This window comes from Corallococcus terminator (assembly GCF_049194865.1).
Lineage (GTDB): Bacteria > Myxococcota > Myxococcia > Myxococcales > Myxococcaceae > Myxococcus > Myxococcus terminator_A.
Window position 1 is genome coordinate 266,364 of sequence record NZ_JBLZWL010000071.1, and the last position, 21,137, is coordinate 287,500.

General features: G+C 68.9%; 19 protein-coding genes (1 of these 19 only partly in view). 13 read left to right on the plus strand and 6 right to left on the minus strand.

All coding sequences use genetic code 11. The annotated features are described in order from the left end of the window. The first annotated feature begins 48 nt into the window (after nt 1–48). The 4 genes from ACN469_RS22935 (at nt 49) to ACN469_RS22950 (ending at nt 6,418) form a co-directional block, all read left to right on the plus strand. Complete coding sequence (locus ACN469_RS22935; protein WP_498770876.1) at nt 49–2,124, plus strand: M36 family metallopeptidase; 2,076 nt, start codon at nt 49–51, stop codon at nt 2,122–2,124. 160 nt (nt 2,125–2,284) lie between these two features. Beyond that, entirely contained in the window at nt 2,285–3,706 is a 1,422-nt protein-coding gene (locus tag ACN469_RS22940; protein WP_498770877.1) for a S28 family serine protease, read from the plus strand. A gap of 99 nt (nt 3,707–3,805) precedes the next feature. Then, nucleotides 3,806–4,699 carry a tRNA pseudouridine(55) synthase TruB gene (gene truB / locus ACN469_RS22945; protein ID WP_498770878.1) on the plus strand — a complete coding sequence of 298 codons (894 nt, stop codon included), beginning with the start codon at nt 3,806–3,808 and terminating at the stop codon, nt 4,697–4,699. A 261-nt stretch (nt 4,700–4,960) separates the two neighbouring features. Continuing rightward, complete coding sequence (locus ACN469_RS22950; RefSeq protein WP_498770879.1) at nt 4,961–6,418, plus strand: hypothetical protein; 1,458 nt, start codon at nt 4,961–4,963, stop codon at nt 6,416–6,418. A 540-nt stretch (nt 6,419–6,958) separates the two neighbouring features. Here ACN469_RS22950 and tkt read toward each other — a convergent pair. The 3 genes from tkt to ACN469_RS22965 form a co-directional block, all read right to left on the minus strand. Continuing rightward, nucleotides 6,959–9,019 carry a transketolase gene (gene tkt / locus ACN469_RS22955; protein WP_498770880.1) on the minus strand — a complete coding sequence of 687 codons (2,061 nt, stop codon included), beginning with the start codon at nt 9,017–9,019 and terminating at the stop codon, nt 6,959–6,961. 149 nt (nt 9,020–9,168) lie between these two features. After that, nucleotides 9,169–10,377: a vWA domain-containing protein gene (locus ACN469_RS22960; protein WP_498770881.1), complete on the minus strand. Its 1,209-nt coding sequence runs from the start codon at nt 10,375–10,377 to the stop codon at nt 9,169–9,171. 3 nt (nt 10,378–10,380) lie between these two features. Further along, on the minus strand, nt 10,381–11,229 hold the full coding sequence (locus tag ACN469_RS22965; RefSeq protein WP_498770882.1) for an AAA family ATPase: 849 nt from the start codon (nt 11,227–11,229) through the stop codon (nt 10,381–10,383). 198 nt (nt 11,230–11,427) lie between these two features. Between ACN469_RS22965 and ACN469_RS22970 the strand changes: the two genes are divergently transcribed. From ACN469_RS22970 to ACN469_RS22980, 3 genes are all read left to right on the plus strand, one after another. Then, nucleotides 11,428–11,616: a hypothetical protein gene (locus ACN469_RS22970; RefSeq protein WP_498770883.1), complete on the plus strand. Its 189-nt coding sequence runs from the start codon at nt 11,428–11,430 to the stop codon at nt 11,614–11,616. Nucleotides 11,617–11,778: 162 nt separating this feature from the next. After that, the gene (locus ACN469_RS22975) at nt 11,779–12,450 is read left to right on the plus strand and encodes a vegetative protein (RefSeq protein ID WP_498770884.1); all 672 of its coding nucleotides are present in this window, start codon (nt 11,779–11,781) and stop codon (nt 12,448–12,450) included. A 488-nt stretch (nt 12,451–12,938) separates the two neighbouring features. Next, the gene (locus ACN469_RS22980; protein WP_498770885.1) at nt 12,939–13,469 is read left to right on the plus strand and encodes a hypothetical protein; all 531 of its coding nucleotides are present in this window, start codon (nt 12,939–12,941) and stop codon (nt 13,467–13,469) included. 385 nt (nt 13,470–13,854) lie between these two features. Here the strand turns inward: ACN469_RS22980 and ACN469_RS22985 are convergent, their stop codons facing one another. After that, entirely contained in the window at nt 13,855–15,552 is a 1,698-nt protein-coding gene (locus tag ACN469_RS22985; protein ID WP_498770886.1) for a sensor histidine kinase, read from the minus strand. Nucleotides 15,553–16,084: 532 nt separating this feature from the next. Here ACN469_RS22985 and ACN469_RS22990 point away from each other — a divergent pair. The 3 genes from ACN469_RS22990 to ACN469_RS23000 all read left to right on the plus strand — a co-directional run bounded on the left by ACN469_RS22990 (nt 16,085) and on the right by ACN469_RS23000 (nt 18,597). Next, on the plus strand, nt 16,085–17,197 hold the full coding sequence (locus ACN469_RS22990) for a 3-oxoacyl-ACP synthase III family protein (RefSeq protein ID WP_498770887.1): 1,113 nt from the start codon (nt 16,085–16,087) through the stop codon (nt 17,195–17,197). Nucleotides 17,198–17,236: 39 nt separating this feature from the next. After that, on the plus strand, nt 17,237–17,854 hold the full coding sequence (locus ACN469_RS22995) for a DUF2378 family protein (protein WP_498770888.1): 618 nt from the start codon (nt 17,237–17,239) through the stop codon (nt 17,852–17,854). Nucleotides 17,855–18,018: 164 nt separating this feature from the next. Next, a complete protein-coding gene (locus ACN469_RS23000) occupies nt 18,019–18,597 on the plus strand; it encodes a hypothetical protein (RefSeq protein ID WP_498770889.1) in 579 nt (192 codons plus the stop codon). A gap of 137 nt (nt 18,598–18,734) precedes the next feature. Here ACN469_RS23000 and ACN469_RS23005 read toward each other — a convergent pair whose 3' ends face one another. Next, nucleotides 18,735–19,403 (minus strand): hypothetical protein, encoded by a 669-nt coding sequence (locus ACN469_RS23005; protein WP_498770890.1) that lies wholly within the window; start codon nt 19,401–19,403, stop codon nt 18,735–18,737. 90 nt (nt 19,404–19,493) lie between these two features. On the opposite strand from ACN469_RS23005, the gene ACN469_RS23010 reads away from it, so the two are divergent. Further along, complete coding sequence (locus ACN469_RS23010; RefSeq protein WP_498770891.1) at nt 19,494–19,961, plus strand: MarR family winged helix-turn-helix transcriptional regulator; 468 nt, start codon at nt 19,494–19,496, stop codon at nt 19,959–19,961. 17 nt (nt 19,962–19,978) lie between these two features. Further along, nucleotides 19,979–20,410, plus strand: a complete 432-nt coding sequence (locus tag ACN469_RS23015) for a hypothetical protein (RefSeq protein WP_498770892.1) — start codon at nt 19,979–19,981, stop codon at nt 20,408–20,410. A gap of 6 nt (nt 20,411–20,416) precedes the next feature. Here the strand turns inward: ACN469_RS23015 and ACN469_RS23020 are convergent, their stop codons facing one another. Continuing rightward, nucleotides 20,417–20,899, minus strand: a complete 483-nt coding sequence (locus tag ACN469_RS23020; RefSeq protein WP_498770893.1) for a nuclear transport factor 2 family protein — start codon at nt 20,897–20,899, stop codon at nt 20,417–20,419. A gap of 107 nt (nt 20,900–21,006) precedes the next feature. On the opposite strand from ACN469_RS23020, the gene def reads away from it, so the two are divergent. Next, nucleotides 21,007–21,137, plus strand: partial view of a peptide deformylase gene (gene def, locus ACN469_RS23025; RefSeq protein WP_498770894.1) — the beginning only. It continues 379 nt past the right edge of the window; only the first 131 of its 510 coding nucleotides appear in the window; its start codon is at nt 21,007–21,009; its stop codon lies beyond the right edge, outside the window.

Sequence of the window (21,137 nt, forward strand, 5' to 3'; positions counted from 1 at the left end):
TTCCGCGTGACGCCCCGCTCCGGGGCGGTCCGTGACGCGGAGCACGACATGTCCCCAAGACACACCTGGCGGTACCTCTTCCACGCGGTAGCGCTCACGGGAGGGCTGCTGGCACCCCTCGCCCTGGCCGTGGCGCCGACGCCCCAGGGAGAGCGACACCACGACGCGCGCCTCGCCTACAACGCGGGGACACACTTCGACTTCCCCTCCACGCAGCAGGAGGCGGAGGCGGCGCTGCGCCAGTCCGTGCCGGAGCTGCGCGTGGAGGTGGAGCCCTCGAACGGGCGGGTGCGCTCGCTCGTGAACCTGGTGGGGGCGCTGTCCGGGCCCGCGAGCGGAGACGCGCTCGTGGTGGGCCTGGACTTCGTCCAGCGGCATCGCGAAGTCCTCGGATTGGAGCCGTCCGACCTGGCGAACGTGGAGCTGACGGACCGCGTCTACTCCAGCGTGAGTGGCGCCACTCACCTGTATTTGCAACAACGATACCGGGGTCTGCCCGTGTACAACGCGCAGCTCCAGGTCAACGTGGACCGGGAGGGGCGGGTGCTGGCGGTGCACAGCGACTTCCAGCCGGCGCTGGAGTCGACGCTCGCCAGCGGCGAGCCGAAGCTGGGCGCGGCCGAGGCGGTGGCGGGCGCGGCGCGGCACCTGGGCGTGCGGCTGCGCGAGCCACCTCACGCGCTGAAGGCCGAGCCGGGCCTGGCGCGGCGGACGCGGGTGGCGGTGGCGGGCCTGTCGACCGAGCCCGTCGACGCGTCGTTGGCGGTGCTGCCGCTGCGCCGTGGCGAGTCGCGGCTCGTCTGGCGTTTCCAGGTGCACACGCTGGATTCCCAGCACGCCTACGACGTGACGGTGGACGCGGGCACGGGCGAGGTGTGGACGCGCTTCGACTGGGTGGCCGGGGATTCGTACCGCGTGTACCCGAGGCCCGCGGAGAGCCCCCACCACGTCACGCCGCCGCCTCCCGCGGATGGACGCACGCTCGTGATGAATCCCGCCCACCCGCTGGCCTCGCCCTTTGGCTGGCATGACACCAACGGCGTCGCGGGCCCCGAGTTCACCACGACGCGCGGCAACAACGTCCACGCCTACGAGGACCGCGACGGCAATGACCAGCCCCCCGCGAGCGAGCCGAATTGTGGCGCGGGGTTGGCGTGCGACTTCGCCATCGCCCTGACCGGCGCGCCGAGCACGTACCTCCCCGCCGCCGTGGTGAATCTCTTCTACTGGAACAACCTCCTCCACGACGTGCAGTACCAGTACGGCTTCGACGAGCAGGCCGGCAACTTCCAGGTCAACAACCACGGCAGGGGCGGGTGGGGCGGTGACGACGTGCGCGCCGAGGCGCAGGACGGTGGTGGCCTCGACAACGCCAACTTCCTCACGCCGCCGGACGGCTACCGCCCGCGCATGCAGATGTTCCTCTGGACGACGCCCGACCCGGACAAGGACGGCGACCTGGACAGCGGCATCATCGTCCACGAGTACGGCCACGGCCTCTCCAACCGCCTGGTCGGCGGCCCCAGCAACGTGACGTGTCTGACCAACCGACAGCAGCCCGGCGAAGGCCTCAGTGACTTCCTGGCGCTCGTCTACACCGCGCGCGCGACGGACACCGGTCCGCAGGGCCGAGGCATCGGCACCTATGCGTTGAACCAGGCCACCACCGGACCGGGCCTGCGCACGCAGCGCTACAGCACGTCCTCCTCCATCAACACCTGGACCTTCGAGAGCAGCAACGGCATGGCCGTCCCGCACGGCATGGGCTCCGTGTTCGCCCAGGCGTTGTGGGAGGTGTACTGGGCGCTGGTGGCGCAGTGGGGCTTTGGCGCCAACCTCCACGCCGCCACCGGCAACGCGGGCAACCAGCGCATGCTGCTGTACTTCACGGAAGGGCTGAAGCGCACGCCCTGCAACCCCACCTTCCTCCAAGCGCGCGACGGCATCATCAGCGCCGCCACCACCCTGCACGGCGGCGAGGACGTCTGCCGGATGTGGACCGCGTTCGCCGCCTTTGGCCTGGGCTCGAATGCGACGAGCACAGGGGGCTTCGCCACCAACAACTTCGCCGTGCCGACCGCGTGCAGCCCCATCATGGGCCGCTCGGAGAACCCCACCCCGTAGATGCCTCCGCGGGCCCGCTGGAGGACTTCTCTCAAGGTCCTTCGGCGTGACACACCCTGGGTGTATTTTCGTGAATAGCCTATAATTCTTGATTTAAGAGAATGTCCTGGCTGGTTCCTGAGTGAACCCGGGTGACGTTGTTCATCGAGAGGAGCGAGACATGTGGGGAGTGACGTATCGGTTTCGAGGCGTGGTGGGAGCGCTGGCGGTAGCGCTGCTGGCGGCCTGTGGTGACACGTCGGAGGCGGGGCGCGAGGGGGCGGAGGCGGGCGAGGCGCGCGTCATCGACGACGACATCCGCGCGCGGCTGGAGGCGCTGCCGGGCGTCACGATTCTGGGCGACGAGTACATCGACGACTTTCGCTTCTTCACGCTCGACTTCGAGCAGCCCGCGGACCATCGCCGTCCGGCGGGGGAGAAGTTCCCGCAGCGCATGACGCTGTTCCACCGCTCGGTGACGGCGCCCATGGTCATCGACACGGAGGGCGCGGAAATCTTCGCGGAGCCCATCGCCGCGGAGCCGGTGGACTTGTTGAAGGGCAACCAGGTGACGGTGGAGCACCGTTTCTACGGCACGTCGACGCCGGCCTCGCGCGACTGGAAGCTCCTGGATGTCTGGCAGTCCGCGGCGGACGCGCACCGCGTGGTGGAGGTGTTCAAGACGATTTACGGCGCGCGCTGGTTGTCCACGGGCGTGTTCCGGGGCGGCACGGCGGCGCTGCTGCACCGCTACTTCTATCCGAACGACGTGGAGGGCACGATTCCCTACGCGGAGCGGCACAGCCTGGGGTTGCAGGATGTCCGCGCGCCGCACTTCCTGGCGAACGTGGGGGATGCGACGTGCCGGGCGCGGCTGAAGGCGGTGCAGCGCGCGGCGCTGGAGCGGCGCGAGGAGCTGACGCCGCTCCTGGCGGCGCAGGAGGAGTGGGGCTTCACCTTCGATACGCTGGGCGTGGACAAGTCGTTCGAGTTCAGCGTGGTGCGGCTGCCGTTCAACTTCTGGGAGTACCTGGGGTTGGCGCCGTACGACTGCGACACGATTCCGGAGCCCACGGTGTCGGCCGAGGAGCTGTTCGCCTTCGTGGATCTGGTGGCGGGCCCCGCGTACACCTTCTCGGACCAGGCGCTGTACAGCGCGATTGAGCCGGAGAGCTACCAGTGCGCCACGGAGCTGGGCGCGCCGCTGTATCCGGAGGCGGAGCTGCGGCACCTCTTGCGCTACCCGGGCGGGCAGGTGCCCACGTTCCTGCCTCCCGCGGGCGTGGTGAAGGTCTACAACCCGCTGCCCATGATGAAGCTGGAGCTGTGGACGCGGCTGCACGCGCGGCGCGTGCTCATCGTGGATGGCGCGCTGAGCCCGTGGAGCGCCTCGGCCTTTGGGGTGAGCGCGAGGAACGACTCGTACCGGCTGGTGGACCCGGCGGGCATCGGCTTCTACGGCACGCTGACCGCGCTGCCCGAGCCGCAGCGCACCTTCTACTTCGAGCGGCTGGCCGAGTGGGCCGGCGCGCCGGTGCACGTGCCGGAGCTCACCCAGGGCAAGCAGGGCCTGCGCTACGAGAAGCTGCTGCGTCGTCGGTAGTCCCGTCGCGCGGAACAGGCTCGAAGGGGCACGTGCTCGTGAAGCGTGCCCCCTCGCCTCACCGTTGCAGTGCGAGACGGGCACGCTAGGGTGGGGCGCATGACGCCGGGCCTCTACAGCGTGCACAAGCCGGTGGGCCCCACGAGCTTCTCGGTGGTCCAGTCCTTCCTGGAGGAGACGCGCGCCGTGCCGGGCAAGCGCGTGCCGGTGTGTCACGGCGGGACGCTGGACCCCTTCGCCCAGGGGCTGCTCCTGGTGCTCGTGGGACAGACGACTCGGCTGTTCGAGCTGCTGCACGCGGTGCCCAAGACGTACGAGGCGGACGTGGTCTGGGGCACGGAGACGGACACGGGAGACCTGCACGGCAAGTCCGTGCATCAGGGTGACGTGTCGAGCCTGACGCCCGAGCTGCTCGACGCCGCGCTCGCGCCCTTCGTGGGATGGCGGGAGCAGGTGCCACCGGCCACGAGCGCGAAGAAGGTGGGCGGAGAGCCGGCCTATCGCAAGGCGCATCGGGGCGAAGTCTTCGAGCTGCCGCCCTCGCGCGTGTACCTGCATTCGGCGCGGTGGCTCTCGCACGATTTGCCGCGCACCAGTCGTCTGACGCTGACGTGTCGAGGGGGCTATTACGTCCGCTCGCTCGCGCGGGACGTGGGACGGGCGCTCGGCTGTGGGGCGCACCTGTCCACGCTGTGGCGCACGGCGATAGGCCCCTGGAGCGACCCGACACCGGGGACGCGCGTGGGCTCCCACGGACGGGCGCTGTTGCCCTGGGCGCGAGTGCGCCCGCTCACGGACCTGGAGGTAGGCGAGCTGCGCCGTGAGCGCTCCATCGCGCTGAGCGGCACGCTGCCTCCGGACTGGCGCCTGCCGCCGGGCTTCCCGGACCCCGAGGCGCCGGTGCGAGGGTTCCATCAGGGCCGGCTCACGTTCCTGCTGCGCGAGCGGGACGGCGCCCTGTGGAGCGAGCAGGAACTGCGCGGCGGCCTGTAACGAAGGAAGTCCTCCGCGCGTACCCCTCATGCGTCCGCGTGCGGCGGCGCGTGGATCCGGTGACTCCAGTCACCACCTGGGGGGCCTCCCCCCTGGTGACGGTTGTCATCGGTGGTGACTGTTGTCACCACCCCTCGCGAAGGGGTGTCATTGTGTAACCCTTTGAAAACAGAAGAGAAGTGAAGGTGGGTAACCGGAGGAGATGTGTGGCACGCCGCGAGCAATAGGCCTGCTCACAACGACTTACTTCGGAGAAACCAAATGGCCATCACCTCCTCCTTCACCTCCTCCGTGCAGAAGACCCTGGCCCGTACCGAGTCGAAGCTCGAGAAGCTCGAGGGCAAGCTGGAGCGTGCGCTGGTCAAGGAGCACCAGCTGCTGAAGGACCTGCGCCACGTGATGCAGCACCACGCGCAGCACGGCGGCCGTCCGGCCAGCGACGGCTTCGACATGGGGCCTCGCGGCGGGTGCTTCCCCACCAAGCCGCTGCCGAACGAGTGGGCGCCGCTGGACCTGGGCGCGCTGCGCGAGACGAACAACCTGGACCAGACGAAGGGCCCCGTGACGGCGGACCAGCTCACGCAGGCCATCGAGCGCGGCACCGCGGACCTGGACGGCAACGCGGCGGGCGGTGAGTACCGCGCCTTCTCCGAGTGGGCGGCGAAGAACCAGGACCGCCTGACGCCCGAGGCGAAGCAGGTGATGGACCTCTACTCGAAGTTCGCGGCGAACGGCCAGAACGGTGGAATCGCGCACGGCGACTGGAAGCAGATGCTCAAGGAGATGAAGGGCGTGGGCGACAAGGGCGCGGAGAAGGCGCTCGCGGGCCTGGACAAGCTGCCCAAGCCCATCTCCGGCGAGGACCTGGCGAAGGCCATCCGCAGCGGCACCAAGGACGCGGACAACAACACCGCGGCCGAGCTGAAGACCTTCCAGGACTGGGCCAAGAAGAACGCCGACAAGCTGTCGCCCGAGGCCAAGGAAGTGATGGGCAAGTTCGAGAAGCACGCGACCAAGGCGATGGCCACGGGCGACAAGGACCTGAGCAGCACCGAGTGGTCCAAGATGATGAAGGACTTCAAGAGCGTGGGCGACGTGAGCGCGCGCAACTCGCTGGCGAAGCTGGACAAGGAGAATGGGCCCATCTCCGGTGAGGACCTGCTCGGCGCCATCAAGCAGGGCGCGGGCGACGCGGACGGCAACTCCAAGGCGGAGCTGGCCGAGTTCCAGAAGTGGGCGGCGAAGAACAAGGACCGGCTGACGCCCGAGGCGCAGAAGGTGATGGAGACGTACGAGAAGCACGCGAAGACGGCGGGTCCCAAGGGCCTGAACAAGCAGGGCTTCGACGCGATGGTGAAGGACGCCTCGCAGCACAAGACCTTCCACGACGCGTCCATGCGCAACGCGCTGGAGACGCTGGATGGGAAGAACGGGAAGATCTCCGCCAAGGACCTGACCAACGCCATCAACAAGGGCGCCGGTGACTTGGACGGCCAGGCCGCCGGCCTGGAGTTCGCGGACCTCCAGAAGTGGGCGCGCCAGAACTACGACCGCCTCAGCCCGGACGCGCGCAAGGTGGTGGACACCTACGAGAAGTACGCCACCCAGTCGCTCGCCAAGGGCCAGACGGGCATCGCGAACTCCGACTTCAAGAAGATGGTGAAGGAGATGGAGCAGCTCAGCGCGGTGCGCCTGCCCCCGCGCTTCATCGCCGCCTGATTCAAACCCCCAAGGGTCCAGGTGGAGTGACTCGCCACCTGGGCCCGACGTGGCTCGCGAGCGTGCACCGAAGCTCGGCATGCACGATGCAGTGAAGTCCTGGAGTGAGCGGCACCGTGGCACGACGACCGCACCGGGGTGAGGCGGGGACGGGGGGCGAAGGGGTGCGGACCTTTTGGGTGGGACGTGGGAGCGACCGGGGCCGGGGGGCCTCGAGTCGGACCAGGGGCTCCCGTGAACCCACGATGATTTGAGCAACGCGGCTCCCGTGCGGCAACGGGAGTGGCTGTTCGGGCTCCCCGATTTGTTGGGGGATGAGTCGGGGGCCTTTTCTTGATGCGGCGTCCCTCTTCAACGGGGCGCTCGAGTGCTCGGGCTGTTGGGGGATGGCCCGAGTCACTTTCTTTTGGCGGCACGGCGGCACGGCGGCAGTGAAGGTCTGGGAGTACCGGAGGACAGAAGCAAGAAGGGCCCCGGACCGTTGGGGGATGGTCCGGGGCCCTTGTCTTTTCTGGCGGCGCGCGAGGAGCGCGCGGGTGACTACGCCTTGGCCTTGGCCAGCGTGGCCTTGGCCACCTTCACCACGTTGTCGACGGTGAAGCCGAACTTCTGCTGGAGCGCCTTGATGGGAGCGGACGCGCCGAAGCTGCGCATGGCGACGATGCCGCCATCGAAGCCGACCCAGCGCTCCCAGCCGAAGGCCGCGCCCTTCTCCACCGCGACGCGCGCGCGCACGGTGGGCGGCAGCACGCTGTCGCGGTACTCCTGGGGCTGCTGCTCGAACAGCTCCCACGAGGGCAGGCTGACGACGCGGGACTTGATGCCCTCGGCGGTGAGCTTGTCGTGGGCGTCCATGCACAGGGACACCTCGCTGCCGGTGCCGATGAGCACCACCTCGGGCTTGCCGCCCTCCGCGTCCGCCAGCACGTAGCCGCCCTTGGCGACGCCGGAGGCCGCGCCGTACTTGCTGCGGTCCACGGTGGGCACGGCCTGGCGGGTGAGCACGAGGACGACGGGGTGGCTCTTCTGCTGGCCGATGACCCGCCACGCCTCGACGACTTCGTTGGCGTCGGCGGGGCGCAGGACGATGAGGCCGGGGATGGCGCGCAGGCTGGCCAGCTGCTCCACGGGCTGGTGGGTGGGGCCGTCCTCGCCCAGGCCGATGGAGTCGTGCGTGAAGATGTGGAGCGCGGGCAGCTCCATCAGCGAGGACAGGCGGATGGCGGGGCGCTCGTACTCACTGAAGATGAGGAACGTGGCGCCGTAGCCGCGCACCTTGCTGAGGCACAGGCCGTTGACGATGGAGCCCATCGCGTGCTCGCGCACACCGAAGTGGATGTTGCGGCCGGCCTGGTCGCCGGGCTTCATGGACTCGGAGCCGTTGATGTACGTCTTCGTGGACGGGTTGAGGTCGGCCGAGCCGCCCACCAGCCACGGGTGGTTCTTCGCGACGGCGTTGAGCACCTTGCCGCTGGACTCGCGGGTGGCCATGCCCTTGGCGTCGGCGGGGAACGTCGGCAGCTCGGAGTCCCAGCCCTTCGGCGCTTCACGGCGCTGCATGCGCGTCAGCTCGTCGGCCAGCTCGGGGAACTGCTTCTGGTACTCGACGAAGCGCGCGTCCCACTCCTCGCGCAGCTTCTTGCCGCGCGCGCCCATGCGGTCCTGGAAGCGCTCGCGCACGCCCTCGGGGACCAGGAACTTCGCGTCCTCGGGCCAGCCGTAGTTGCGCTTGGTGCCCTTGATCTCCTCGTCGCCGAGCGGCTCGCCGTGGGCCTTGGACGACCCCTGGAGCTTGGGCGCGCCGTAGGCAATCTGGGTGGTGACGATGATGAGGGTGGGCTTGCCCCGCAGCGTCTTGAATGCGTGGAGGGACTCGCCCAGGACGGTCAAGTCATTGGCGTCCGGGACGCGCAGCACGCGCCAGCCGTAGCCCTCGAAGCGGCGGCCCACGTCCTCGGTGAAGGCCAGGTCGGTGCTGCCGTCGATGGAGATGTGGTTGGAGTCGTAGAGCCAGCAGAGGTTGGGCAGCTGGAGGTGGCCGGCGATGGACGCGGCCTCGGACGCGACGCCTTCCATGAGGTCGCCGTCGCCGCAGATGGCGTAGACGTCATGGGAGAACATCTCGAAGCCGGGCTTGTTGAAGTGGCCGGCGAGCCAGCGGCTGGCGATGGCCATGCCCACGCTGTTGGCGACGCCCTGGCCCAGGGGACCGGTGGTCGTCTCCACGCCGCTGGTCCACCGGTACTCGGGGTGGCCGGGAGTGGACGAGTCCAGCTGACGGAACTTCTGGATGTCCTCGAGCGACACGCTGAGGGCGTCTTCGATTTTGTAGTCGCGGGTGACGCGCTTGACGCCGGCCAGGTGGAGCAGGGCGTAGAGCAGCATGGACGCGTGGCCGTTGGAGAGGATGAACCTGTCGCGGTCGGGCCAGATGGGGTGGGACGGGTCATACCGGAGCTCTTGCTGCCAGAGCTGGTAGGCGACGGGGGCCAGGGACATGGGCGCCCCCGGGTGGCCCGAGTGGGCTTGCTGTACCGCATCCATGGCCAGGGTGCGGATGGTGTTGATGCTCAGCACGTCCTGCTGATTGTCGGTCGTCATAAGGTCCTCGTGCTCCGGGCTCTCGTGGGGCGCACCATGCCGTAACTGGAGGCGGTGCGCCGCACGAAACGAGAGCCCTCGGCCGCCCGCCGTCTTGCAGTCCACGCGCCCCGGGAATTCCCCGCCCCCGAAGGAGGGCGGGAGTGACTTCAGCGCCGCGCCGCCGCGCCCTTCACGGTGCGCCCGCGAGTCAGGTGGGCCACGGCCTCACCCAGTCCCTCCACGGTGAGGGAGAACATGGGGAACACCTGGGCCACCATCGCGATGGAGCCCGAGCGCCACGAGCCCATCGGCTCCGGGTTGAGCCACACGTTGCGCTCGAAGTGCTGGGCCAGCTGCATCAGCCACGTCAGCCCTTCCTGTCCGTCCGCCTTGTAGCGCCCGTCCGCGTCCGTGCGGATGGCCAGCTCGTACGGGGCCATGGAGGCATCGCCCACCATGACGAGCTTGTGGTGCCGTCCCACCTGCGCCACCAGCTCCGGCACCGTCATGCCGCCGGTGAGCTGCGGCGTGGCGTAGAGCTTTCCGTAGACGCAGTTGTGAAAGTAATACGTTCGCAATTCCTTGAAGTGCGTGGCCTGGCTCGCGACGGAGAACAGCCGGCTCATCACCGCGGCGTACGGGTCCATGGAGCCGCCCACGTCCATGGCCAGCACCACGCGGGTGTTGGGCCTGCGCGGAGGCCGCGTCACGACTTCCAGTTCGCCCGCGTTGCGCGCGGTGGCGGAGATGCTCTCGTCGATGTCCAGCTCGTCCGGAGCCCCATCGCGAGCGAAGGCGCGCAGCTTGCGCAGCGCCACGGCCATCTGCCGCGTGTCGAGCACCAGGTCATCGCGGTAGCCCGCGTACCTGCGAGCCCCCGCCTGCATCATCGCCATGCCCTGCTTGCCGCCGGCCTTGCCGCCCACGCGCATGCCGCCGCGCGAGAAGCCGTTGTTGCCGAACGGTGAGGTGCCGCCGGTGCCAATCCACCGGTTGCCGCCGTCGTGGCGTTCCTTCTGTTCGCGCAGGCGCTCCTCGAACAGGCGACGAATCTCCTCGGGGTCCAGCGCCTCCAGCAGCGCCATCTCCTCGGGCGTCAGCTGCGGCCGCTCGCGCGCTTCCTCCAGCCAGGACATCAGCTCTTGAGTCAGCTCCAGGCCCGCGGTCTCCACGCCCTGGAAGTGGGAGAGGAAGGCCTGGTCGAACGAGTCCAGCTGCGTCTCCGAGTGGACCAGGAGCGCGCGCGCCACGTGGTAGAAGCCGTCGAGGCTGCTGTCATGGAGGCCCGCTTTCAAGGCCCCCGCAAGGGCGAGCGCCTCCTGCGCGCCCACCTTCACGCCCCGTCGTCGCAGCTCGTAGAAGAATGGCAGGAACATGGCTCAGGCCCGTGAGCGACGGCCGCGCCCGAAGGCCTCCGCGACGGAGACCATGTCCTGCTCCTTCTTCAGCAGGGCGCCGAGGAACGGCAGGTTCTCGTCCAGCTTCAAGTCGTTGATGCCCTGGGCCTTGAGCACGGCAATCCAGTCGATGAGCTCGCTGGTGGAGGGCCGCTTGCGCAGGCGGGTGAGGCCGCGCAGCTCGTAGAAGACCTTGAGGGCCTGGTCGGCGAGCGCGGCGTCGAGCCCCGGGTGGTGCACGTCGACGATGCGGCGCATGAGCTCCGCGTCGGGGAAGTCGATGAAGTGGAACACGCAGCGGCGCAGGAACGCGTCCGGCAGCTCCTTCTCGTTGTTGGACGTAATCACGACGATGGGGCGGTGCTTCGCGGCCACCTCGTCGTTCGTCTCCGTCACGCGGAAGCGCATCCGGTCCAGCTCGTGGAGCAAATCGTTGGGGAACTCGAGGTCCGCCTTGTCGACCTCGTCGATGAGCAGCACGACGCGCTCGGGGGCGGAGAACGCCTCGCCCAGGGGGCCCATGCGGATGTATCGGCGGATGTCTCGCACGTCGCCGTCGCCGAAGCGCGAGTCATACAGGCGCTGCACGGTGTCGTAGACATACAGGCCGTCCTGAGCGCGGGTGGTGCTCTTGACGTGCCAGGTGAGCAGCTTGTGGCCCAGGGCCTGGGCGATGGCCTCCGCCAGCAGCGTCTTGCCCGTGCCAGGCTCGCCCTTCACCAGCAGGGGGCGCTGGAGGGTGAGGGCGCAGTTGACGGCGGCCTGGAGGCCCTCGTGGGTCAGGTAGGAATCGGTGCCTCGGAAGCGGACGGAAGGAGGGGCCGGAGTCATGTTCCGCCTCCTTTAACATCCGGCGCGCCGCCGCGGGGGCCCGGGGCGGTACCTGGGAGGGGGCTGCTCGGCGGGCCCCTGCCCCTCCCTCCAGGGCACGTCAGACCCTTTGCCTATGGTCGTTCGTATCCCACTGGGTCCAAGGAATCCCGCCAGTCGCGTTCTTGGTGGGAATCCGAGTGCTGGGAGGCATGTGTCGTGGGTCATCCGTTCGTCGTGACGTTGTTGTTTGTATGGGCGCTCTCCTCGATGGTGCGCTCCTGCCCGACGGCGACCGCCCTGCTGTCCGAGCGTCCCGAGACGACGGTGGAGACGCAGGCTCCGACGGCACCCAAGGTGGTGGTGGAGACGGTGGAGACCGCCTCGCCGCCCCACGCCCGGGGCTGATACGTCTGTTTCAGGGGGGGCCCCTCGGTCTGAGTGCTCTTTTGAGCGCAGAACCTCGCGGAGGGGGCGGGAACGGGAAATCGCTCGCGAGATGACCGTTGGCGCGCGTCGTGCAGTGTATTTCCTGTCGATAACCCAGGACGGCGTATATCCTCCCGGCACATGTCCATTGCGAATGAGCTTGGAGAGATGTTCCGGCGCGAGCTGCAGTCCCAGCTGGTGCCTTTGCAGCAGGCGGTGAATCGGTTGGAGGAGGGCCTTGAGGCCCTGGACATGCTGCGTTCAGTGACGTTCCGGTTGGCGCCGCTGACCAGCCGGTTGGGTGCGCTGGCGGGAGTTCGTCCTGCGGCGACGACGCGGCAGGCTGCGACGACGCGGCAGCCGGCGACGCGGCAGCCGGCGACGCGGCAGGCGGCGGTGTTGCCGGCTCCGGCGGCGAAGCGTGGCAAGCCGGGTCGTCGTCCGACGGCGCAGGTGGAGTTGCCGCTGGTGGCGACGCGGGGTGCGGCGGCGAAGGCGGCGCCGGCTCCGGTGGCGCGTGGCGCGAAGACGGCGGATGGCTCGCGTTCGTGCGCCATCATCGGCTGCAAGCGTCCCAGCCGTTCGAAGGGGTATTGCTCGGCGCACTACCAGAAGCTGCGGTTGCTGATGCGCACGGACCGTCGTCCGACGGCGTGGGTGGATGACGCCCGGCCGCAGTCGGTGCAGGACGTGAAGCTGCCGCGTGGTCGTGCGGCGAGCAAGGCGCTGCAGGAGGCGCAGCCGGTGGCCGCGAAGCGTGGAGCTTCCCGGTCCAAGACGGCGGCGCGTGGCAAGAAGGGCAGGATGGCGTAGCTGAGCGGAGTCGCGACGCTTTCGCGCTCCTGCTCGCTGTCCATTCGAGGTGGGCTCCCGAAGAGAGGGAGCCCGCCGCCCCGCTCGAGTGTCCCTGAGGAGGGCCGCTGCGCGAGGCGTGTATCCGAATCCTGGTTTTTCTCCGGTCCGGAGGCCCTGTCTCCCGAGGCTGGAGGCGCGCCAGTCCGAGAGCGCCATGGGCGTTGCTTCCGGTCCAGCGGTCTGGCCTCCGAGGCGGCAGGCGCGCCAGGGTGAGCGCGGCGCTGCTGTGAGGCGATGTGCTCGGGTGCAAGGCCGAGGACGCGCATGGGTGTGCGGCGCGCCTGCCCGAGGTGTGTGCGGAGTGTGCCGTCGTGAGCGAGGTGGCGTGCGCCGAACACCCGGTTCACGAGGGAGGGAGAGCGTCATCCAGGCGGGCGGGTGGATGGCGGACAGGCGGGTGCGCGCTTCCGTTGACAGCTTGGGGCTGGTGATGGGATTCGGGCGCCATGAGTGAGCAAGGCTATCCAGTCACCGTGGCGGTGCGGCGTCCCGATGGGCACGTGGAGCAGGTGCGAGTCGGCACGGCGTTCAAGAATGAAGAAGGCTTCACGCTGAGGATGGGCGAGCTGTCCATCGGCGGGACGCCGGATGCGGCCTCCGCGGCGCCTCGTCGCGCGGCGGCGCCGAGTAGCGGCGGCGGTGGTGGTGGCGGGGACGGAATGGTCTTCCCGAACTACGGCCGCAGCAAGGGTGCGCCGGTCGCGGGCGCGAGCATGCAGGACCTGGAGTTCTACGCGAACGGCGCGCGCCGCTCGCTGAACGACCCGAGCAAGTCGCGCTGGCACGACAAGGAGCGCCAGCTGCTCTCGGCCATCGAGGCGGAGATCGGTCGGCAGCAGGGCGGAGGCGGTGGTGGTGGCAACGAGGGCTACGACAATCGTGGTGGCGGTGGAGGTGGCGGCTACGGCGGTCGTGGTGGCGGTGGCTACCAGGATGACGTCCCGCCGCCGGGCGATGACGACAACATCCCGTTCTGAAGTGGAGTAGCGGGCACCCTGTCACGGGGTGCTCGCGGGACAGGACACGGGCACCGTGCGAACCACGGTGTCCGGACCGTCTCGGGTGTGGCGAACACGGAGGCGTGAGGACGTCCGCGCCGTGTCCTGTGGCCCATCGGTTCATCGCAGTGGCGCGCCCCGCGCCCCGGTCGGGCCAGTCTTCTCCACGAGGCCAAGAGGCGGACCGTCAGCTTCAATCCGAGGCGAGAGCCTCCCGAGTGAAGTTCGAGCCCGGGGCCAGAGCTCCGCGTCACCGTCACTTCAAGCCGAGGCACGAAGTTCGAGCCCGAGGCCAGAGCTCCGCGTCACCTTCACTTCAACCCGAGGCGTGAAGTTCGAGCCCGGGCCAGGGCTCCAAGTCACCTCAAGCCGAAGCCGGTGCCTCACGGGCACAGGGCAGCCACACGGTGAAGGTGGTGCCCTGACCGACGGTGCTGTCGACGGTGACCTCGCCGTGGTGTCCGTCGACGATGCGGCGGACGATGGCGAGTCCCAGTCCGGTGCCGCTGGCGCGGGTGGTGAAGAAGGGCTCGAAGATGCGCTGTTGCACCTCGGGAGCGATGCCGTGCCCGGTGTCGGAGATGGTGAGCCGCGCGTGAGGTGTCCCGGCGCGAGTGTCCGGCTCGATGCGCGTGACGAGGCTGCCGCCGGAGGGCATGGCCTGCACGGCATTGGTGAACAGGTTGGTGAGGGCAACGTGGAGCAGGTGCGCATCCAGGTCGATGGGCGGGAGGGGTTCGTCCAGGGCCCGCGACACGCTGATGCCGGAGGGCCCCGAGCGAAGGGACGCGGTCAGCGCGCCGTCGACGACGGGGCCGAGCGCCTGGGTCCGCAGGCGTGGCTCCATGGGGCGGGTGAAGTCGAGCAGGTCATTGACGATGAGGTCCAGGCGTTGGACCTCCTCATCCATGATGTCGAGCAGGGTGCCGGAGGGCCCGGTGGCCGTCTGGGGCGCGAGTCGGCGGATGGCGGCGAGCGCGTTGGAGATGGCGCCCAGGGGATTGCGGACCTCATGGGCCACGGTGGCGCTGAGCTCACCGAGCGCGGCCATGCGTTCGCGGCGCACGAGGGTGGCCTGGGTGGCGGCGAGTGTCTGCAGGGACTGGCGCAGCTCCTGGTTGAGGTGGCTCACCTCTTCCTGGGCGCGTCGTCGCTCGCTGAGGGCGCTGGCGAGCAGCAGTCCGGACACGCTGGCGACGGCGAGGAAGGACTGGAGGAAGGTGAGGCTGTCGTTGTGCCAGGCGAACTGGGCGAAGGGGCCGTTGCCGTGAGCGGTGTGCCAGAGGGCCAGCGTGGACATCACCGCGGTGGCCATGGTGGTGCCCCGGGCCTCGAAGCGCAGGGCGGCCCACAGCAGGAAGGGGAAGGACAGGTAGGTGACGGGGTGGAAGGTGGCGGGAGGCGCCGCGGTGGGCGGCATGCTGAACACCCACTGGGTGGCCACGCCGAGCAGCAGCAGCAGCGCGGCCAGCTCCAGGCGCCGCTGCCTGTTCCACCCGTCGAGTCCCCGTGACAGCCAGGTGAGCAGCAGGGGGGCCACGAGCAGCACACCCATGGCGTTGCCCACCCAGAACACGCGCCAGGAGGGCCAGAAGTCGCTCGCGGCCATGCGCTGGTTCGACAGCATGAAGCCCATGCCCAGGCTGGCGCTGATGAGGGTGCTGCCGAGGGCGGCCAGCCCTACCAGCCCCAGCACGTCGCGCACGCGGTCCATCGCGGGGTGGATGCGCACCAGTCGCCGCAGGAGCACGGCGCCCACCATGGCCTCGAGCAGGTTGCCGGTGGCGACGACGAAGCTGGCGGAGGTGACGGGCAGGTGGGCGTCGTGAACGGCGAACGGCTCCACCAGGATGGCGCCGAGCACGAGCAGCGGCCACTCCCGGTGCCGGGTGAGCAGGAGCCCCACGAGCGCCACGCCGCTGGGGGGCCACATGGCGGACACCAACTGGGGAGGGAAGGCGAGCACCGAGCCCAGCCGGGCGCCGAGCGCATAGGCCGCGGTGAAGAGCACGAGCCGGATGAGGGGCTGCCAGCGACGGGGATAGGACTTGAGCGAGGGCACGTCCCATTCGTCGGGCCTCGCTCGGGACGTGAGTCGCGACGAGGCGGTGGGTTCCGACGCCTTTCGGTCGGCGGAGACTGGCATGGGCCCACATGCTCCGGGAAGCAGTCGACTTCACGGAGGCTGAAGGCTTCCGGCTCGGTCTGGAAACCGGAAGGCGCCCACGCCCGTAGCAATGTGGGGTGGGTCGCGGATGTCTCGGCACTGGGAGTGAGCAATCACTTGCAACACAGGGGTTTCCCTGAGCGCGCCGCCCGCTTCGAGTGGAGTCGCCGCGCACGGAAAGTAAATGTATCGCCGAGGCTGCTTCGGAAATGTCGCAAAGTGCTTCATTTTTGAAGCGCAGCCGCCTCTCCAGTAAATCCATGGGATTGCCCCGTTGAAAGGGCGCCAGGGGCTTCAAAGGTGAAGCCACTTCCGGCGGAGTGGACCGTCATTTCAAGGGCTTCGTTTCTGGCGTGAATCCTGCTCGACAGAACGGGCCAGGGAATCCCTCCCATCCGGCGTCGCGGTGAAAAGACGAGGCCATGAAATGACACCCAATGTCTGTGTCGTCGGAGCCGGGGCTTTCGTTCCATCGCGTCGGGTGAGCAATGCGCGCATCTCACGAGCCATCCCCGGGTGGCCGGCGGAGCGCATCGAGGAGAAGCTGGGTATCCGTGAGCGGCGCTTCCTCTGGGACATCGACGAGGCGACGGGCCGCGCGGTGCCTCCGCCGGAGGACGACGGCCACATCTACCCCGCCACGAACACGGACATGTGCGAGGTGGCGCTGCGCAAGGCGCTGACGAACTCGGGCGTGGACGCGGGGGAGTTGGACGCGCTCTTCGTCGTGACGTGCACGCCGGACGCGCCGCACTTCAACCACGACGCCATGCAACTGCACCACCGGCTGGGGCTGAGGGAGGACGCGTTCGCGCTGGTGGTGGATGACGGGTGTGGTGGCACGACGTACGTGTTGGACCTGGTGAAGAAGATGATGGACGGGGGCCGCTTCCGCTCGGTGGCGGTGGTGGCGTCGGCCTTCACCTCGCCGCTGGTGAACCGGGAGGTGTACCTGGACGAGCTGCCTCCGGGGCCGGGCCGGGCGAAGACGCTCCAGGGCTACCTCTCCATGTACGTGTTCGGGGACGGGGCGGGCGCGGTGGTGCTCCAGACGAAGCAGGACGCTCCGGCAGGAGCGGGCATCCTCGCCTCGTTCTCGGGCAACGCGCACGGGGACCTGGTCATCCGGAAGGGGGGCGGGGTGTTGAAGCTCCCCTACCAGCCAGGTCGGTCTCGTCCCGCGGACATGGCCTTCGTGGTGGATGGGTTTCGCGTGGCGCGCAGCTACCCGGAGTACATGCAGAAGTGCCTGGACACGGTGTTGAGTCCCAGACCCGAGCTGAAGGGTGAGGTGAAGCGGTACTACTTTCACCAACCCAACAAGCGGGTGATGGATGCCTTCGTGACGCGGGCGGGGCTGTCGCCGGAGGCGGTTGCTTGCAATGTTGACTTGTATGGAAACACGTCGGCGGCGGGGATGCTCATCCTGCTGGCGGAGGACCTGGAGGCGGGTCGCGTGCGACTGGGTGCGGGGGACATAGTGTTGGTGGCGGCCGTTGGAGCGAATATCCACTACGGCGCGCAGTTGATTCGGCTGTAAACTTCGAGTGCCTCCTTCCCCCCGTGGAGACACCGTTTGATGCCAGACATGAAGCAGCAGTCGGACGCGCTCGAGCCTCACCTCGCGCGCGAATTGGAGGAGCGCGTTTCGTTGGCGACGCGCGAAGACACCGCGCGAGGACTGTTTTTCAATGGCGTGCTTGGCGCGGTGAGGGTGCTTGGTGGCGACGTCGCGGTACAGCGGTGCCTCGTCGTCGCGGGCGAAAAGAAGTACATCGACTTCTTCAACTACCCGGTGGCGGCGTTCCTGCGGTTGTCCTTCACGGCGGCGCAGGTGATGGGGCCGCAGCTGGGTGGGTTCGACCCGGCGCTGCGGAGGATGGGAGTGCAGGCGACGTCGGACTTCCTGTCCTCGGCGGCGGGCAAGACGTTGTTGCTGCTGGCGGGAAACAGCCCGAAGCGGATGCTGGGCAACCTGCACTCGGGTTACCGGGCGGCGGTGAGCTACGGTGAGCGCGGCGTGAAGTGGACGAGTGACACGAGTGGCGTCTTCACGATGAAGCGCGACTTCATGACGCCGGCCTATCACGAGGGTGTGCTCCAGGCCGTCATCGAGGCGATGGGTGGCACGCAGGTGCACGTGAGCGGCAAGAAGACAGGGGCGCTCGACGCCGAGTACACGCTGTCCTGGCAGTAGCAGTGGCCTTCAGGCGCGCGCGGTACGGAGGGGCCGTGCGCGCCCGGGGCCTCAAAGGTCTCTGTTTTCTCGCAGCGGAGGTCAGCCGGAGCGCCGGGCCCGTCGGCACGAGAGGTCGGATTGCGCGCGCGGGGCTCCGGACTCTCGAACCAAGGGAGCAGCCTATGTCGCGGTGGCACGGTGGTGCGGTGGTGCTGGGTGCGTGGGTGATGCTGGCGGGAGCGTCCGAGGCGCGCGCGGAGGAGGAGGTCTATCAATTCCGCACGCAGGAGGACCCGACGAAGCCCCCGGACGCGGCGGTGTGCGCGGCGGCGCCGTTCGAGACGACGGTGAAGTTGGGCGCGAGCATCTACGTGCCGAAGAGCCGCGAGCGCGACGGCAAGTGGGTGAGCCGGGGTGAGAAGAGCGTGGGGACGGCGACGGCGTGCCTGCGAATCACGGACACCCGTTTTCCGGCGGGGCAGCAAATCCCGGCGCACATGCGCTTCAACCTGCCGGAGGGGAGCTTCACGGCCTCCGGGACGTGCACGTTGGTGAGCAACGACGTACCGGTAGCGGGGCTCGTGCTGGCGGGGTGTGCCCTGAAGCTGGTGGAGCTGCCGAGCGGCTACGCGGGCGGCACGGTATCGAGCACCAGTGTGTTCAACCCGGGGAAGCTGCCCGGCTATGCGACGGGCTCCAACTACACGCTCTACGTGTACCGGGCCGAGGCCCCGAAGTCCGCCGGAGCCAAGGCGCCGTGACTCCCTGAGTGGCCCCGCGGTTCGAGCCCATGCGGACCGAGGGGGCTCTCCTCGTCGTCGCGACCAGGAGGGGCGAGGAGGAAACGCAGGCCAGGTCGCGTGGCCGAGCCCATGAAGGGCGAGGGCTCGCCCCAGGGTCACAGTCGAACGGGCGTGTACCAGGGAGCTCGACGGGGCGTCGCGGCGACGCGAGCCGGGTCGGGAGTCCGAGGGACGCTGGTGTAGCGGAGGCGATATCCGCGCGGCAGCGTCTTCCAGTACGTCACGTTCCAGGGAGCCAGCTCCTCCCCGAGCTTGGACTCAGGGACGGGGCGGTTGCCATCGCCGAGCTCCTCGTGGAAGCGAAACTCCGCCTCGGCGATGTCGAGGCTCAGGGCCTCGATGACCCAAGACTCCGGGGCCTCGTTGGCGCTGGGCTCTTCGCCGGCGTTGACGTAGCGGCTCCAGTCGGGCTGGGCCTGGGCCTCCCAGTGCGCGCCGCCCGAGGGCGTGAGCTCGTAGACGTGGAAGGCGCGAGGGCGTGGCCGGAGGAGCGCCTTGGAAATCGCGTCGGGGGTGAAGAGCTCCTCCATGCCGTCCGGGTGCTCGTGGACGATGATGAGGTCTCGCTCGGCGAGGCCGGCCAGGCGCTCGCACAGCTCCTCGTGGGAGAAGCGAGGGTCATCGCGCATGTTGAGTGCGGCCGCGGGGGCTGACGACGCGAGCAGGTGGAGGGGCGTCGGCAACTCCAGGGCGGCCTCCAGGAGCCAGAGGTCCAGCACGTCCAAGGGCGAGTTCTCGGGGGGCATGTCCGGAGGATAGGGCATCCGGGGGCGTCCGGGCATTCGGGTCGACTGGAGGACGATTCATTCCATTTTCGGAATTTCCGAAAGCGGAGCGGTTGTTATGGTGTTGCCATGAAGCGGCTCCAATTCGTCCTGGAAGTGCACCGGGCCACCCACCGCATCGGCCTGTTCCTGGAGGCCGTCGAGCCTCCGCTGGGGCTCTCGCAAGGGGAGGCGCACCTGTTGGCCTACCTGTTGGAAGCGGGGGACACCTCGCTGAGCGAGCTGCACCAGGCCTTCGCGCACAAGCGCTCCACGCTGACCAGCTACATGGACCGGCTGGAGGCGAAGCGGCTGGTGAAGCGGGAGTCGAGGCCCGAGGACCGGCGCTCGTTCCAGGTGTTGTTGACGGGGCCGGGCCGGGCGTTGGCCACCCGGGTCCACCGTCGCCTGGAGGTCTTGGAGGCCGCGGTGCTGGAGCGGCTCGGGGACGAGGACGTGGAGGGCCTCACGACGGGGCTCGAGGCCCTCGCCGAGGTGGACCGGGAGGTCCGCCCCGCGCGCAAGCCGAGGGCGAAAAAGAAGGTCACCAGGTCATGAGCGGACAACGAGAGGCCATGCGAGAGGAACGAGACACCGGAGGAGACGCGGACTTCCTCGTGGCGGTGGAAGCGGCCACCTATCCGGGAGAGCGCTTCCGTCACCGGGAGCACTTGCGGCTGGCCTGGCTGTGCCTGCGAGCGGAGGGCTTCGAGGCGGGGCTGGCGCGTCTGCGCGAGCTCATCCGGGGCTACGCCACGGCGCTCGGGGCGACGGGCAAGTACCACGAGACGATGACGCGGGGCTGGGCGGAGCTCGTCCAGGGGGCGATGGACGCGGCACCCGGGAGTGCGTCCCTGGATGCCTTGTTGGAGGCGAGCCCCGAGCTGACCGACGCGAGGCTGTTGGCGAGCCACTACCAGAAGGCGACCCTGGACTCGGCCGAGGCGCGCGCGGGCTGGGTGGAGCCGGACCTGAAGCCGCTGAGACAGGGGAGCGCGGCCCGGTAGCGGGAGTCAGGGGCCGGTGAGGTTGTGGTCCCTCATGTACTTGTCCAGGGTGCGGCGGGCCTGGGAGCGGACCTTGTTCTTGAGGAAGGGCGTCCAGCCGAGGACGAGTCCGGCGGGGCCCAGGGCCTGTCGCGACCAGGTCCAGAAGTCGAAGCTGTCCTGGTGGCGGACAATCTTCCCGTCGCGGAACTCGAACTCCGCGTCGATGCGGTTGAGGACCTTCCGGCCAGTGGTGGCGAAGGTGTAGTGGGCATCCCAGTGGGCGCGGCCGGTGCGGTCATCGGCCTGGACGTCCCGGAAGGTGACCTCCAGGTCCTTGCCTCGCTCGACGAGCATGCTCCACATGGCGGTGGTTCCCCCGTGGCGCAGGCCGAGGAAGACCGCGTCGGAGAACTCCACCTCCGGGTGGTAGCAGGCGTTCATGGCCTTCGCGTCGCGACGCTGGAACGCCGAGTAGAAGTCGGTGATGAGCTGGGAGTGCGGGTGCATGCCGGAGGTCTACCAGACCTGTGCTCGGCGATGCTGGGGCTTCACGAGCCCCACCCAGGGCCTTCCGGCGTGGCACCGGGAGGGGGGCCCATGGCAAATTGTGCCCCATGACTCGCGACATCGTCATCTGGCCGCACAAGGTCCTCACCTCGCCCACGAAGCCCGTGACGGACTTCGGTCCCTCGCTCCAGAAGCTCCTGGAGGAGATGGCCGAATCCATGAAGGAAGCCGAAGGCAT